Origin of the sequence: Halothiobacillus sp., from assembly GCF_028710545.1 — a bacterium.
In the GTDB taxonomy this organism is placed as follows: domain Bacteria; phylum Pseudomonadota; class Gammaproteobacteria; order Halothiobacillales; family Halothiobacillaceae; genus Halothiobacillus.
Genome location: NZ_JAQTTX010000005.1, coordinates 1 through 13,871, shown reverse-complemented (window position 1 = coordinate 13,871; position 13,871 = coordinate 1). Strand labels below are relative to the sequence as shown.

At 55.2% G+C, this 13,871-nt stretch carries 14 protein-coding genes; 3 read left to right on the top strand and 11 right to left on the bottom strand.

Features of this window, described 5'->3' with window-relative positions; all coding sequences use genetic code 11:
- Positions 1-235 precede the first annotated feature (235 nt).
- The 7 genes from PHD44_RS01515 to PHD44_RS01485 form a co-directional block, all read right to left on the bottom strand.
- A complete protein-coding gene (locus PHD44_RS01515; RefSeq protein WP_300187245.1) occupies positions 236-1,198 on the bottom strand; it encodes a cation diffusion facilitator family transporter in 963 nt (320 codons plus the stop codon).
- Positions 1,188-1,538, bottom strand: coding sequence for a hypothetical protein (locus tag PHD44_RS01510; protein WP_300187242.1), 351 nt, complete (start codon positions 1,536-1,538; stop codon positions 1,188-1,190). Before PHD44_RS01510 ends, PHD44_RS01515 begins: the two co-directional genes overlap by 11 nt.
- Positions 1,539-1,627: 89 nt before the next feature.
- Positions 1,628-1,879, bottom strand: a complete 252-nt coding sequence (locus PHD44_RS01505; RefSeq protein WP_300187239.1) for a DUF2892 domain-containing protein — start codon at positions 1,877-1,879, stop codon at positions 1,628-1,630.
- A 119-nt stretch (positions 1,880-1,998) separates the two neighbouring features.
- A complete protein-coding gene (locus PHD44_RS01500; RefSeq protein ID WP_300187238.1) occupies positions 1,999-2,991 on the bottom strand; it encodes a hypothetical protein in 993 nt (330 codons plus the stop codon).
- Between the two features lie 98 nt (positions 2,992-3,089).
- Positions 3,090-3,629, bottom strand: a complete 540-nt coding sequence (locus tag PHD44_RS01495; RefSeq protein ID WP_300187236.1) for a heme-binding protein — start codon at positions 3,627-3,629, stop codon at positions 3,090-3,092.
- Between the two features lie 30 nt (positions 3,630-3,659).
- On the bottom strand, positions 3,660-3,959 hold the full coding sequence (locus PHD44_RS01490; protein WP_300187233.1) for a thioredoxin family protein: 300 nt from the start codon (positions 3,957-3,959) through the stop codon (positions 3,660-3,662).
- Positions 3,960-4,015: 56 nt separating this feature from the next.
- Positions 4,016-5,059 (bottom strand): permease, encoded by a 1,044-nt coding sequence (locus PHD44_RS01485; RefSeq protein ID WP_300187230.1) that lies wholly within the window; start codon positions 5,057-5,059, stop codon positions 4,016-4,018.
- A gap of 432 nt (positions 5,060-5,491) precedes the next feature.
- On the opposite strand from PHD44_RS01485, the gene PHD44_RS01480 reads away from it, so the two are divergent.
- Together PHD44_RS01480 and PHD44_RS01475 are read left to right on the top strand one after the other, a co-directional pair.
- On the top strand, positions 5,492-5,845 hold the full coding sequence (locus PHD44_RS01480) for a helix-turn-helix transcriptional regulator (protein ID WP_300187228.1): 354 nt from the start codon (positions 5,492-5,494) through the stop codon (positions 5,843-5,845).
- Positions 5,838-6,707 (top strand): arsenite methyltransferase, encoded by an 870-nt coding sequence (locus tag PHD44_RS01475; RefSeq protein WP_300187225.1) that lies wholly within the window; start codon positions 5,838-5,840, stop codon positions 6,705-6,707. Before PHD44_RS01480 ends, PHD44_RS01475 begins: the two co-directional genes overlap by 8 nt.
- 390 nt (positions 6,708-7,097) lie before the next feature.
- Here PHD44_RS01475 and tsaB read toward each other — a convergent pair whose 3' ends face one another.
- The 4 genes from tsaB to gnd form a co-directional block, all read right to left on the bottom strand.
- On the bottom strand, positions 7,098-7,805 hold the full coding sequence (tsaB, locus tag PHD44_RS01470) for a tRNA (adenosine(37)-N6)-threonylcarbamoyltransferase complex dimerization subunit type 1 TsaB (protein ID WP_300187223.1): 708 nt from the start codon (positions 7,803-7,805) through the stop codon (positions 7,098-7,100).
- A 32-nt stretch (positions 7,806-7,837) separates the two neighbouring features.
- On the bottom strand, positions 7,838-9,481 hold the full coding sequence (gene pgi / locus PHD44_RS01465; protein WP_300187220.1) for a glucose-6-phosphate isomerase: 1,644 nt from the start codon (positions 9,479-9,481) through the stop codon (positions 7,838-7,840).
- Between the two features lie 240 nt (positions 9,482-9,721).
- Positions 9,722-11,236, bottom strand: a complete 1,515-nt coding sequence (gene zwf, locus PHD44_RS01460; RefSeq protein WP_300187216.1) for a glucose-6-phosphate dehydrogenase — start codon at positions 11,234-11,236, stop codon at positions 9,722-9,724.
- A gap of 68 nt (positions 11,237-11,304) precedes the next feature.
- Positions 11,305-12,219 (bottom strand): phosphogluconate dehydrogenase (NAD(+)-dependent, decarboxylating), encoded by a 915-nt coding sequence (gene gnd, locus PHD44_RS01455; RefSeq protein WP_300187213.1) that lies wholly within the window; start codon positions 12,217-12,219, stop codon positions 11,305-11,307.
- 306 nt (positions 12,220-12,525) lie between these two features.
- Here gnd and PHD44_RS01450 point away from each other — a divergent pair.
- On the top strand, positions 12,526-13,871 hold a 1,346-nt coding region (locus PHD44_RS01450; RefSeq protein WP_300187210.1), incomplete at its 3' end, for a phosphoenolpyruvate carboxylase.

Below are 13,871 nucleotides of genomic sequence, written 5' to 3'. Positions count from 1 at the left end.
ACTGCCAGGCGATCAGACTGAATAAATGCAGGCCCCAGAACATGTGACTGAGCCGCTGCCCGCCATCGGTTTAACGTGTTACAGGTTGTCTCTGGTAGTGGCGCGAAACCATCCGGTCGTTTCGAAAATTTATTAAAAACAGGCGGCAATCGGTTGGAAAATAAAAGGAAAAATCCCGGAACAGATATGGGTTGTTCGTTATTTTGTGCTTGGTTGAGCGAAACGCTAGGCGCGGTCATTGTGTTGTTCCGACAGAAATCGCCTTTTCGGGTGTCGCTGTACCCAGACAACCATCATAATCGTGTGGTGTGGCTAATTCACACCGTGCGGCGTAGTCCTCAGATTCGATTTGAAGCGTAACGTGGGTGATATTGAATTGCTCATGCAGCAAGTGCTCGGCTTGCGTCAGAATCTCATCGGGAGGCGGAGCGTTCGTGGCTAATACCAGGTGCGCCGTCAGGCTCACCCGTGAGGTGCTCAATGCCCAGATATGTAAATCGTGTAGCCCGACGACACCCTGCAGTGCCAATAGTTGCGCACGTACGGTGGATAGATCGATAGTGTGAGGGACCCCATCAAACAGCAGGTGCAGCGACTGATGAAATAACGACCACGTACCCCAGACTACCACGGCGGCGATCATCAGGCTGGCGAGGGGGTCAATCCACATCCAGCCGGTCTTTAGCATCAAAGCGGCACTGATAACGACCCCCAATGACACCAAGGCATCAGCAGCCATATGCAAAAACGCGCCCCGAATATTGAGATCATGTGCGCTACCCGCCAAGAACAACCAGGCGGTTGCCGCGTTAATCACAATACCAATGCCCGCTACGATCAACACTGGCCATTCATCTACCGACACGGGGCTGTTCAGGCGCAGCAACGCCTCGAACGCCAACCCGCCCATCAGTATCAGCAAGACCATCGCATTGATGAAACTCGTCAAAATGGAGGCGCGTTGCCATCCGTAGCTATGACGGTCATTGGCGGGCAGTCGACCAGCAGCCAACCCTACCCAAGCCAAGGCTAACCCTGCCACATCCCCGAGGTTATGCCCTGCATCGGCAAGCAATGCAAGCGAATGCACCTGCCAACCGTAGAAAGCTTCAATGGCGACAAAAACAAGATTAAGCCCGATACCAAAAGCGAAACGTGTGCCGAAATCGGTTGGTGCGTCTTGGTGCTCATGAGCCATGCTTCGTACCCCCCGCCGATGACCTTATGTCCGTTGAGCTGTTGGTGACCGATGTATCAAGAGCCAAAGCAATGGCTGGCAGTGTTCGAAGCAGGTCTTCCAGCGTTTCTGTTCGTGGCAAACCTTGAGTGAACAAACGGTTATCGACCAGCACCACCGGATCCTGTGTTGCGCCGACTGCCAGGGCGCGTTCAACATCTTGATGAATGGTGATCGTTGCACGAAACCCTAACCCCCCCAAGGCACACGACAAACGCTGCCTGAGTTTGGCGGCATCTTGTCCACTACCCAATATTTCGAAGGAGACCGGACAATCCCGACTACCGACAGCACAGGACATACAAAATCCTCAATGTTTTTAAATGCACTTTACGCCGCTGAGCCTCGTGGGGTGTTCAGCCAGTGATCAACTTGATTTTGCCGGGGTGATCAGCAGCAGCCCTTGCCGCCTGAATTGGTTCCGCAAGAATTTCTATCGCCCTTAAAGCCCAGAATTTTGGACAGCTTCGCGGCCGGGCAAAAACCGGTTAATCCCATCTGAAATAAATTCAACCCGACTAATGCGGTCAACCAGAGCCAGGTGGGGTGAGCAAGGTCAATCTGGTGCCAGATTTGCGCCAGAATTAAACTCAAAAGCACCATAAATCCCACCATAATGCTTACCATTCGATTAACGGTCATGTTCTTGATCTCCTTGAAATCAGTTTAAGTTTACGGAGTCTCTGATTGAATCAGATATTCCGTGCGGCACTTAGGATGTGCCGCCATCTGAAAACTCCAGTATGGACTTTTCAGAGTTTTTAAATAACTGTCAGTTGCGTTGTATAGAACGGCTCAACCGGGCCGATCACGACCATGGCGCCGACGGGTGCCGCCGCCGTTTTGAAACGCGCATCCAGATGGGAGTTTTCATGATCCCATACCGACTCCCAGATACCGTGCATGATGTAGGCGCGCAACTCGCCGTCTGCATCGACCTTACGCAGAATTTCCGTGCTGACCGCTTTACGGTAATTGAGGTTATCGACGGCACCGGGTAATCCCATGGGGTTGGCCGAATCGATCGGTTGCTCGGTTTCTTGCGCTACTTTCAATAAAGGCGGCACGGCTTTATCGAAGGCAGCCACGGACAATTCATGCACAAATACATGGTTTTCAACCGTAACCAGTTCCGGGTGATTGTTATCTACCGGTTGACTTAAAAACTGAATTAAATCCTTCGGACTGGTGTAAATGCCCTTGCGGTCACCGGCCAGCACCGTTTCAAACACGCCACTGTAGACGGCCATGGGTTTTGGTGAGGACACAGGGTGTCCGTCCTTCATCATCACGCCGTGCAGATGGGGCAAAATATCGCGGTTAAAGGCGACATCCGCCTCTGCGGCTTTAAGTGTCTTTATGTCGGGAAATCGCACGAACAGGCTATAGAACAGTGGGAGCGTGCCTTCTTTTGCACCTGAGGCATAGGCATCGCGTAAAACGCCTTTATAAGAGGGCGGGTAGTTCTTCACCATGGTGGAATCACCCACCATCTGCTTTAGGGTGATGGCCAGCGCGCCTTTTTCCTGCATTGCTTTAGTGAAAGTACCCATGCCGCTGTCAAAGCCGGCTTTATTGGGTTGCGCGAGCCGCATCTCGACATAAAAGGTCACAGGCCCCTGGGCAGTGAGGGATTTTGAAACCTCAGCCGCTTGGGCTGAATGTGCGAACCCGGTGGTTGCGAGCATCGCAGAAGCAGCGACAGATCCGCTTAAAAATGTGCGGCGGGATGTGGAAAACGATTGGTCGGTCATGAGTAGCTCCTTCGAGCGGTGAATCTTTTGAATTGATAGAGGGTACCTCGAAAGGTTTTGAGATACCCTTGCATTGAATTGGATTAAATCGGATCGATTTAAAAATCCAAATCCCCCTGAATGGCGGCGATACCGGCTTTGCCGCAAATATCATCATTCTCGCCACCGGGGGCGCCGGAAACGCCGATTGCCCCGACCATCGCACCGGCCGCTTCAATCGGCAAGCCGCCGCCGATCATCACCACACCCGGCTGGCTCATGATGGCTTTTTCGGCAGAATCGGGCTTGGTGACATTAGCCGCGACCGCACTGGTGGCGGTACGCCAGCTCACCGCTGTGCGGGCTTTGCCGATGGCTACCTCGTAGGTGTGCCAACCGGCCAGACGATCACGCAGCACGACCAGTGGCAATCCAGAAGGATCGGTGACCGCGACTGTGATCGGCCAGCCGTGTTTGCTGCATTCAATTTTGGCGGCCTCGGCCGCTTTGAGTGCAAATTCGGGCGTGATGACTTTCTGGGTCCAGGTCGATTCGGCATCGGCAGCCTCGGCACTCATCAGCCCACAACTGCCGACAAGACACAGGGCCAACAGGGTTTGGGGCAGGGCAAAAGAACGCGATTTAGATGAAAATTTCATAATCAGTACTCCTCAAAAAAGAACAATGGATTAGCAGCAAGAACCACCGCTGCAGCAAGCAGATGAATTGGATGGTGTGTCGCACCCCTTGGCTGATTCACCCTCCAGCCAGGCCATGATCATCGCTTTGGTCGGCACGCTGCCGCTATGCACCACAACCTCATCGATGACCACCGCAGGGGTGGACATCACGCCGTATCGCATGATGGATGGATAATCTTCGACTTTCTCAAGCTCGGCAGACAGGCCGCGCTCGGCCAATGCTGTTTCAAACAATTTAATGGTGGTTTTGCAGTTGGCGCAGCCACTGCCAAGCACTTTGATACGCATATTGCGACTCCTTCGTGGGGTTAAAAAAACAGAGAACTCACTTAATCAGTGGCTCCCTAAATAACGGCATTAAACACATAGCCGACAATGATGATGCCGACCGAGACAATGCCCGCGAACAGGGCAATGAGCCTAGGTTTCATGATCTTGCGGAGGATCAGGAACTCGGGCAAAGAGAGGGCGGTTACGGCCATCATGAACGCCAGCGCCGAACCAATCGCCGCGCCCTTGGCGACCAGGGCTTGAAGAACAGGAATCATCCCCGCTGCGTTGGAATACATCGGCACACCGATCAATGTGGCAGCTGGCACCGCCCACCAGTTATCGCGCCCCATCAATCCCGCCATGAAATCTTCCGGCACATAGCCGTGAATACCCGCGCCCAGCGCCACGCCAATCAGAATATAGGGCGCTACTTTCCAGAGGATATTGTTCAGGCTCGCCCAACCTGCGCTAAAGCGCGTGGCCCAGGTCTTTTTTTGATCGGGATGGGCGACATTCGGCACTTCAAAGACCCACGATTCGACAAGTTCGACCGGATTCAATTTGCCAATCACCAGCCCTGCCATGATGGCAATGGATAAACCCAACACCAGATACAACAGGGCAATCTTCCAGCCGAACAGGCCAAACAGCAGCACCAGGGCCACCTCATTGATCATCGGTGCGGCCACCAAAAACGAGAATGTCACGCCCAGCGGCACGCCTGCGGTGAGAAAGCCGATAAACAAGGGAATGGCCGAGCAGGAGCAAAACGGCGTCACAATACCGAGCATCGCGGCCAGCACATTGCCGATACCCAGTCTTTTTCCCGCGAGCAGGGCACGGGTTTTTTCCGGGGTGAAAAAGGTTTGTACGATCCCAGCCAAAAAGGTGATGAGCGCCAGCAGCATCAGTACTTTGGGTACTTCAAAAATAAAAAATGCCAGTGCATTGAATAAATGGCTTTTGGGGTCAAGCGGCACCAGCGTCATCACCGTATCTGCAGCGGTTTGCAGATTCCAGTAAACAACAAACCAGGCCAGCACAAACAAGAGTGGCCAGAATCCAACGCGCCAGATGGGAACAGGTTTTTCAGTGGTTTGGACTTGAGTGTTCAATATGTTTTCTCCGGTTTGCTTGAGAGCTAGTGTGCTGTTTCGCTCTTGGAGGCACATTCAGCAAGTCGCTGGCCGATTAGATGCAAGGCGCGCTCGCGCCGCAATGGCCACCCCCTTGCAAGCGAGCGCAACACCGCAGATGATCGACCAGCGGCTCGCCCGAAGGGAGTCCTCCGAATGCGCCATGACGGCGTTGCCGAGCTTGCCAAGGGTTTGGCCATTGCCTGCGCACGGCGCCTTGTCCTGACGCATTCGGAGGACTCTGAAAGTACCTCCAAGAGCGAAACAGCACACTAGTAACCTGAAGACGCAACAGCGTGCAAAAGGATGCACATTTTCTTGAGCATCGCTCAATTGATCCGCAAGCAAGGCATCGGGGCGTCGGCGAACGCTGCTTGACTTTGCCGGTACGATTTATCTACTATTCGATACATGTCGAAATATAGAAATGATATTGAGCTCTTCGCCACGCAGTTCAAGGCATTGAGCAATCCTCATCGCTTGGCCATGTTCCGCCGCCTCGCCAGTTGCTGCCCACCCGGCACCATCTGCAGTACCGAGGAAGCGGTTCGATACAGTGTCGGTCAGCTTGGTGCAGATATTGATATTTCGATCTCAACCCTCTCACATCACCTCAAAGAGCTCAATCGCGCCGGCCTTGTCCAGATGGCGCGCAAGGGCAAGCGGGTTGAGTGTTGGGTGGCTCCGCAAACCATCGTGCAACTCGCTTCATTCTTTGATGCGCTGTCTGCGCAACCGAACATACAAGGAGAAATCCATGAGTGAACAGGCTTCCTGCTGTGGTGCTTTTACAGATACCGATAAGCGCGGATCTGCCACCGACCACGACGCGCACCGCCAGAGCGTGCGTGCGGCATACGCCAAGGTCGCGAAGGCAAATACCGAGGTCCAAGGCTGCGGTGTCGGCACCAGTTGCTGCGGCACCAACGACGATGGTGCGATCAACACCCTCATCTCCACTCGCCTCGGTTACAGCCAGGCGGATCTGGATCTGGTTCCCTCCGGGGCCGACATGGGCCTTGGGTGCGGCAACCCGAAGGCCATCGCTGCACTTAAATCGGGTGAAACCGTGGTCGATCTGGGTTCAGGCGGTGGCTTTGACTGCTTCCTTGCTGCTCGCGAGGTTGGGCGTGGCGGCCATGTGATCGGCGTTGACATGACTCCGGATATGATTTCCAAGGCGCGCGCAAACGCACTGAAGGGGCAGTATGAAAACGTGGAGTTTCGTCTCGGCGAGATTGAGCACCTGCCGATTGCCGATGCGACCGCCGACGTGATTATCTCCAACTGCGTGATCAATCTGTCGCCGAACAAGCCTCAGGTTTTCCTTGAAGCGTTCCGCGTCCTCAAGCCGGGCGGGCGGCTGGCGATCTCGGATGTTGTCGCTACCGTCGAACTACCCGAAGACATGCGTCAGAACGCCGATCTCATTGCCGGTTGCATGGGTAATGCTTCGCTGATCAGCGACCTGGAGGCGATGATGCACGAAGCCGGTTTTGAGCAGATTCGCATCCAGCCGAAGGATGAGTCAAAAGGATTCATCAAGGATTGGGCGCCGGGCCGTAACGTGACGGACTATGTTGTCGCCGCCACCATCGAAGCGGTCAAGCCGATTGATCAGGGGTGAGATCTGCTTGGTCTCGCAGGCGCGGTTGAACAGACAATCACGTACTCATGGCGCCACGTTTCGTTGATGACGCACGTGCCTGTGCACCATCCTGCGGGCGGGTTGCTTTGTGCAATACGCCGGTACTGTCGTTTTTTCATGACAGGCTATCCATGCAGGGGCGCATTACATCGGCCATGTGGCAGAACCCGCCTCAAACATATTTTGGCGGGTTTTTAATTTTCAGGAATAAGGGGCACCTCGAAAAACCGTCACGAGCGGTCCGAGTGCAAGGCGGCCGGAGCGCAGCGACCGAGACATATCAAATAGATAGGCGAGGGAGCGAGCACCGCCCAACGCAGCAATCGGGTCGCGCAGCAGGTTTTTCGAGGTGCCCTAAGGATTGCTCGCCTAACCTGCGACCGGAGCAGCAGCTTTGACTTGCGCCACGTTATCCCGGAGATAGATGGGCGCAGCGTCTGCGGGGTCCTGCCAGTGCGATTCGGGCGTGGCTGCCGCGAGTTCAATGGCATGGCGAGCATCAGGGTACGCATCCGGGCTAGTACTCTGCCACGCTTGGGCTCTGAGCAGGGCAGGGTAACGTGCAAAACCGGAGCCGATTGCGTATTCACGTTCGTTCGTGTTTGTGGCGAATTGCGACAGAATCAACTCGGGTGAGATAACGCGTTCCTCGCCCAGCGGTGTGACAACCCCTGCATCATCCACCAGATAACGGCCGTAATAAATCTCACCCATGCGAGCATCGAGCGCGGCGTGAATGATGCCGCCACCTGCCTGAAACGCCTGTCCCCTCAGTGCTTGTGCCAATGTGGCGAGTGATGAAATCCCGAGTACGGGAATATCCAGCCCCAGGGCCATGCCCTGCGCGCAAGCGGTGGCGATGCGTACGCCCGTGAACGAACCGGGGCCGCGGCCATAGGCGATCAGATCGAGCTGGTTGTAATCAATGCCGGCTTCGCAGAGCAATTGCTCCGCCATCGGTAGCAAGCGGTGTGTATGCGCCTTGGGGGCCAGTTCGAATGCGCTCAGAACTGTTCCGTTATGCCAGACCGCGGCCGTGCAAGCTTCGGTGGCCGAGTCGATAAATAGGATGTTCAAACCAAGGTATCCAAATAATCAAACCCAGATAATCAAACCCAGTGTTTATGAATGGTGCTGAGCAAGGCTTCGGTCGATGGGTCGAAGCTACCGGCTACCGGTACTTTGCCGATGGCGGGCAAGAGTTCGCCGGCCATCTGCTTGCCGAGTTCCACGCCCCATTGATCGTATGAGTCGATATGCCAGATGGCGCCTGCCACGAAGATACGATGTTCGTACAGCGCGATCAGCGCGCCGACGGCTTCCGGTGTCATCTGCGGGAACAAGATGGTAGAGCTTGGCTGGTTGCCAAGGAATACCCGGTGCGGTGAAACACGGGCAATCGTTTCGTTGTCAATGCCAGCCGCCTTCATCTCTGCGACAACGGCATCAAGGCCACGACCGAGCATTAAGGCGCGGGTTTGCGCCAGCATGTTGGCGAGCAGCATGGCCTGTTGTTCACCAATCGGCGAGTGGGTGCGAATGGAGGCGATGAAATCGGTCGGAATCAGGCGTGTGCCTTGGTGCAGAAGCTGGTAGAACGCATGTTGACCGTTCGTGCCCGCGCCGCCCCACACCACGGGGCCTGTTGCGTAATCGACGCGTTGTCCATCGAGATCGACCGATTTGCCGTTGGATTCCATGCTCGCCTGCTGAAGATAGGCGGGGAGCCTGCTAAGACGCGTGCCATAAGGCAATACAGCCAGGGTTTCTGCACCGAGAAAGTTGCTGTTCCAAACATCGATCAAACCCAGGATCAAAGGCAGATTCTGTTCAGCTGGCGCCTGGCGGAAATGCTCGTCCGTGGCGTGTGCGCCTTCGAGCAGGCGCTCGAAGCCATCCATACCGATATAAAGCGCAATGGGCAGGCCGATGGCCGACCATAATGAGTACCGCCCACCAACCCAGTCCCAAAAGCCGAACATGTTGTCGGTATTGATGCCGAATGCCGAAACCGCTTTATGGTTGGTCGAAACGGCCACGAAATGTTTTTCGATAGCCGATTCGTTCGGAGCATGGTCGAGGAACCAGCGGCGGGCCGTGTGGGCGTTGGTCAGCGTTTCCTGGGTTGTGAAGGTCTTGGAGGCGACAACAAATAGTGTGCGTGCCGGGTCCAGTGTTTTGAGCAGACTGGCGATTTCGCTTGGGGCAATGTTTGCGACGAAATGAACGTTTATTCCCGGCAGGCCATGAGAGGCGAGGGCATCGCACACCATTCTCGGCCCGAGGTCTGAGCCGCCGATGCCGATATTGACGACATCGGTAATGCGTTCTCCGGAATAACCCAGCCAGCGACCCTCATGGACCGAGTCGGTGAACTGGCGCATGCGCCCTAATACTTCATTGACTTCCGGCATGACATTCTCGCCATCGACCAGAATCGGGCGATTGCTGCGGTTGCGCAGGGCGACGTGCAGTACGGCCCGGTTCTCTGTGGTATTGATTTTCTCACCGGCAAACATGGCGTCACGACGAGCCAGAACACCACAGTCCGCAGCCAGTTGCTGCAACAGATCGAGCGTGTCGCTGGTGATCCGCTGTTTGCTGTAATCAACATGCAGCCCCGCGACCTGTTGAGCGTAGGTTTGCGCGCGCTCGGGGTGTTGTGTAAAGAGGTCAGACAGATGAACAGACTTCATCTGCTCACCATGATCTACCAACTTTTGCCATGCGGGGGATCGAGTTAGCCGGCTCATGCTTTTGATAACCTATCGTTTGGAATTTTTTTGGATTGAATTGAGTTGCAATAAGTGGCTGATAGTCACAATTTCCATTATTGCCTGGGCACCTCGAAAAACCTACTGCGCGACCCGATTGCTGCGTTGGGCGGTGCTCGCTCCCTCGCCTATCTATTTGATATGTCTCGGTCGCTGCGCTCCGGCCGCCTTGCACTCGGGCCGCTCGTGACGGTTTTTCGAGGTGCCCGCCTGTGTTGTCTAGTTTGATGGAATGGACAAATCATTTCGCCACTGATGACTATCGTCATCGAATAATCGATCGGATTCTTTCGGTCCCCAGGTGCCGCCTTTGTAGGTGTGGATGTAGTCCCGCTCGACCGACCAAATTTTAAGGATCGGGTCGACCACACGCCATGCCCAAGCCACCTCATCGTAGCGCAAAAACAGGGTTTGATCGCCACGCATCACGTCCAGCAGCAGGGCCGCATAGGCATCGAGGTTTTGACGCTCCGGAGCGGTGTAACTGGCATCCATCTGCACGGTACGGGTACGCATTTCCAGCCCATCGGTTTTGATCTGTAACTCGAAGCGGACGTTCTCCTGGGGCTGAATGCCGATCAGGAGCCAGTTCGGTTCTGTTTTTGTGATGGCCGTCTCGCGAAACAATTGCTGCGGCGGATCGCGGAAGCGAATCGAAATCTGTGAGTGGGTCTGCGCCAGGCGTTTGCCGGTACGCAAATAGAACGGCACGCCTTTCCATCGCCAATTGTCGATGTAGAGTTTGACTGCCGCGTAGGTCTCGGTGATGGAGTCGGGGGCGACGCCATCTTCATCGAGATAGCCGATTTCGTTTTCGCCCTTGACCACACCACGTTGATATTGCGCGCGGAACGCCTGTGCGTGTACGGCGCGCGGCGAAATGGGGCGAATGCTGCGAAGCACCTTGACCTTTTCATCCCGCACGGCTTCCGGGTCCATCGATGGCGGCGGTTCCATCGCGATCAAGGCCAGCATTTGCATCAGATGGCTCTGCACCATGTCACGAAGCGCACCTGCGGATTCGTAATAACCGGCTCGTCCGCCCACACCCAGTGTCTCGGCATGCGAGATCTGTACATGGTCGATGAAATTGCGGTTCCACAAGGGCTCGAGCAGCAGGTTGGCGAAGCGCATCACCATGATGTTCTGCACGGTGCCTTTGCCGAGGTAGTGGTCGATCCGGTAAATCTGTTGCTCGCTGAAGTGGCGGTGCAGCAAGGAGTCGAGCGCATGGGCGCTTTCAATGTCGTGGCCGAAGGGTTTTTCGATGACCAGTCGGCGGCATCCTTTCGATTCATCGACCAGTTCGGCCGCTGCCAGATGCTGGCAGATGGGACCGAACGCATCCGGCGGGACGGCGAAGTAGAACATGATGCAGGCGGGGAATTCGCCATTGAACAGTCGTTGTGCCAACGAGGTAAATGAATCCTCGGTCTGATAATCACCGTTGTGAAAATACAGTCGAGACAGTAATTTTTCGAGCGCCGGGTTGGGGGCGGATTCATCCTCGCTGAGCAGAACCTGCACTTCATCGCGCCAATGTTCATCCGTCCAGTCTCTGCGGCCGAAACCGACGATACGGCTGCCCTGCGGAAGTTCGCCTGCCAATTCGAGTTGGTAGAGGGCCGGAATCAGTTTCTTGTGTGCCAGATTGCCTGTCGCGCCGAAAATGACGATGGTAACCGGATCCTGGCGTGACTTATCCCGTTGGGCCGATCGTTTTGATGGTGGCATGTTGGGACTCCTTTCGTAGGGCATCAAACAGCGGTGCCGTTGGACGAACGTGCAATGGCTTGCACGAATTACTTCTTCGTTATCGCATGGCCACCGAAGGCGTTGCGCATCAACGAGAGCAGACGATTGCCGTACCCTTCTGCATCCTGACTGGCAAAGCGCATTTGCAGAGCCAGCGTCATCACCGGGGCACTGACGCCGAGATCAATGGCTTCTTTTGCTGTCCAGCGACCTTCGCCGGAGTCTGCTACGACAGGCGCGATGTGTTCAAGCCCCTGACCCTGTTCCGCAAGCGCTTCGGCGGTCAGATCAAGCAGCCAGCTCTGCACGACGGAGCCATACCGCCACATTTCGGTGATTTGAGCCAGATCGAGATCGAATTCCTTTTTGGCGCGAAGCAGATCCAGGCCTTCGGCCAGAGCCTGCATCATGCCGTACTCGATTCCATTGTGAACCATCTTGACGTAATGGCCGGAGCCGACAGGCCCGACATGTCCCCAACCCTGATCCGGTGCGGGCGCAAGCACCCGGATGGCGGGGGTGATCAGGGCTGCCGCTTCGTCCGACCCGCCGAACATGAGGCTGTAGCCGTTTTGCAGCCCCCAAACGCCACCGGATGTACCCACATCCATGTAGTGCACACCCGATTTTTGCACGCGCGCGGCACGAGCGATGGTGTCTTGATAAAAACTGTTGCCACCATCGATCAAAAGATCGCCTTCATTCAGCAAGGGGAGAATCTGCGTGATCGCATCTTCGGTGACCTTGCCGGAAGGCAGCATGAGCCACACGATGCGCGGGGCGGGCAGGGCATCGACAAATTCCTTGAGCGAGTAGGCTCCCGTAATGAGATTCTCTTCGGCGACCAGTTCATCAATCGGCGCTGAACTTCGATTGTGGGCGACGACTTCGATGCCACCGCGTGATAGACGTCGAGCCATGTTGGCCCCCATCCGCCCCAGACCATAAATGCCTAACCGCATGATTTTTCTCCTTGAAACCGAAGCATCGTTTGAATGGCTATCACTGAAAGAAATGGATAGCGCAGTAGTTGACTAACAATAACAGCAAGCTTTGGATACGCCTATGTGTGAGTGTACACATTTACATTTGTTCAATTAGGCGGGCTTCGTCCGTGTCAGTTCAGAAAAAGCCGATCGTAAACGGTATACTGGCCAGAAATATAAGACCAGTTGATGACAAGATCGAGTCATTGCGCTGTTATGTGAAGCACAGCGACGGCATTAAAGCTTTTTTGAATCCTTACCCATTCTGAACCGAGTGTTGCAATGAAAAAAAATGCAAAAGACAACGACAAAGCCCTGCGCGCGCGCGTACGCCTTTTCGGCAACCTTCTGGGCGAAGTGCTGAAGGAGCAAACCGGCGATCACGTATTCGATACGGTTGAAACCTTGCGTCGCGGTTTTATCAAACTGCGTCAGAAGCACAGTCCCAAATTGCATGCCAAGCTGATGACTTTGCTGCGCACACTGGATCCGGAAACGCTCAACACCGTCGTGCGGGCGTACAACCTCTACTTCAGCCTGGTGAATATTGCCGAAGAAGACTACATGCATCAGCAGCGACGCAAGCAGGTCCGTCTCGGTCTGCGGCTTTGGCGTGGTTCCTTCTACGACACCATGCGTGAGTTTTCCAAGCAGGGGATGAGCTCGGATGATTTGCAGACCTTGCTCAATCGTCTGGTCTACATGCCAGTGTTCACCGCGCATCCCACCGAAGCAAAACGTCGCACGGTGATGGATCTGCAGCGCAAGATTTTTCTTCTGTGTGCCGAGATGGACCGCCCGGATGCCCAGGGTATCGAGCGTGATCGCCTGCATCAGCAGGTCAAGACCGTGATTCTCTCTCTGCTCAAAACCAACGAAGTGCGTACAACCCGTCCGGAAGTTCATGATGAAATCCGTTTGGGGTTGTATTACTTCAGTACGTCGATTTTCGATGCCGTTCCCTTGGCATACCGTTACCTCGAGCGTGCAGTGGATGTGAATTTCAACGATAAGAGCCCGGCGAATCCCGTGACGGTGCCGAGCCTTTTCCGCTTCGGTTCGTGGATCGGCGGTGACCGCGATGGCAACCCGTATGTGACGCATGAAGTCACCACCTTCGCTGTCTGCTCGGCGACGCAGACCATCCTGCAAGAATACCTTGATCGACTGGCGGGCATGGATCGGGTACTCACCCATTCCTGCCGCCTCTGCCCCGAAATCGACCTGGACGCATTGGGCCTGCTTCAGGATGCAATCGAACTCGGCATGGCCTCACCGGAAAACTCGGGCGATACCTATTTCACCGAAGAACCCTACCGCCTCAAGTTGCGCATCATCGGCCAGCGCCTGAAGCACAACCTCGATTACGTGACGGCCCTGCTGGACAAAAAGCCCATCAAGCTGTCCGCTCATGCCTATGCACACAAGGATCAGTTCCTGAGCGACCTGTACCGGATTCGCGACACCTTGATCTCCACAGGCGATCAATTGCTTGCCGATGGCGAGATCAAGGACTTGATCCGTCTGGCGGAAACCTTCGGTTGGCATTTGTTCAGGCTGGATATCCGTCAGGAATCAACACGTCACACCCAAACCGTGGCGGATATTCTCAAGCAATTGCAGCCTAA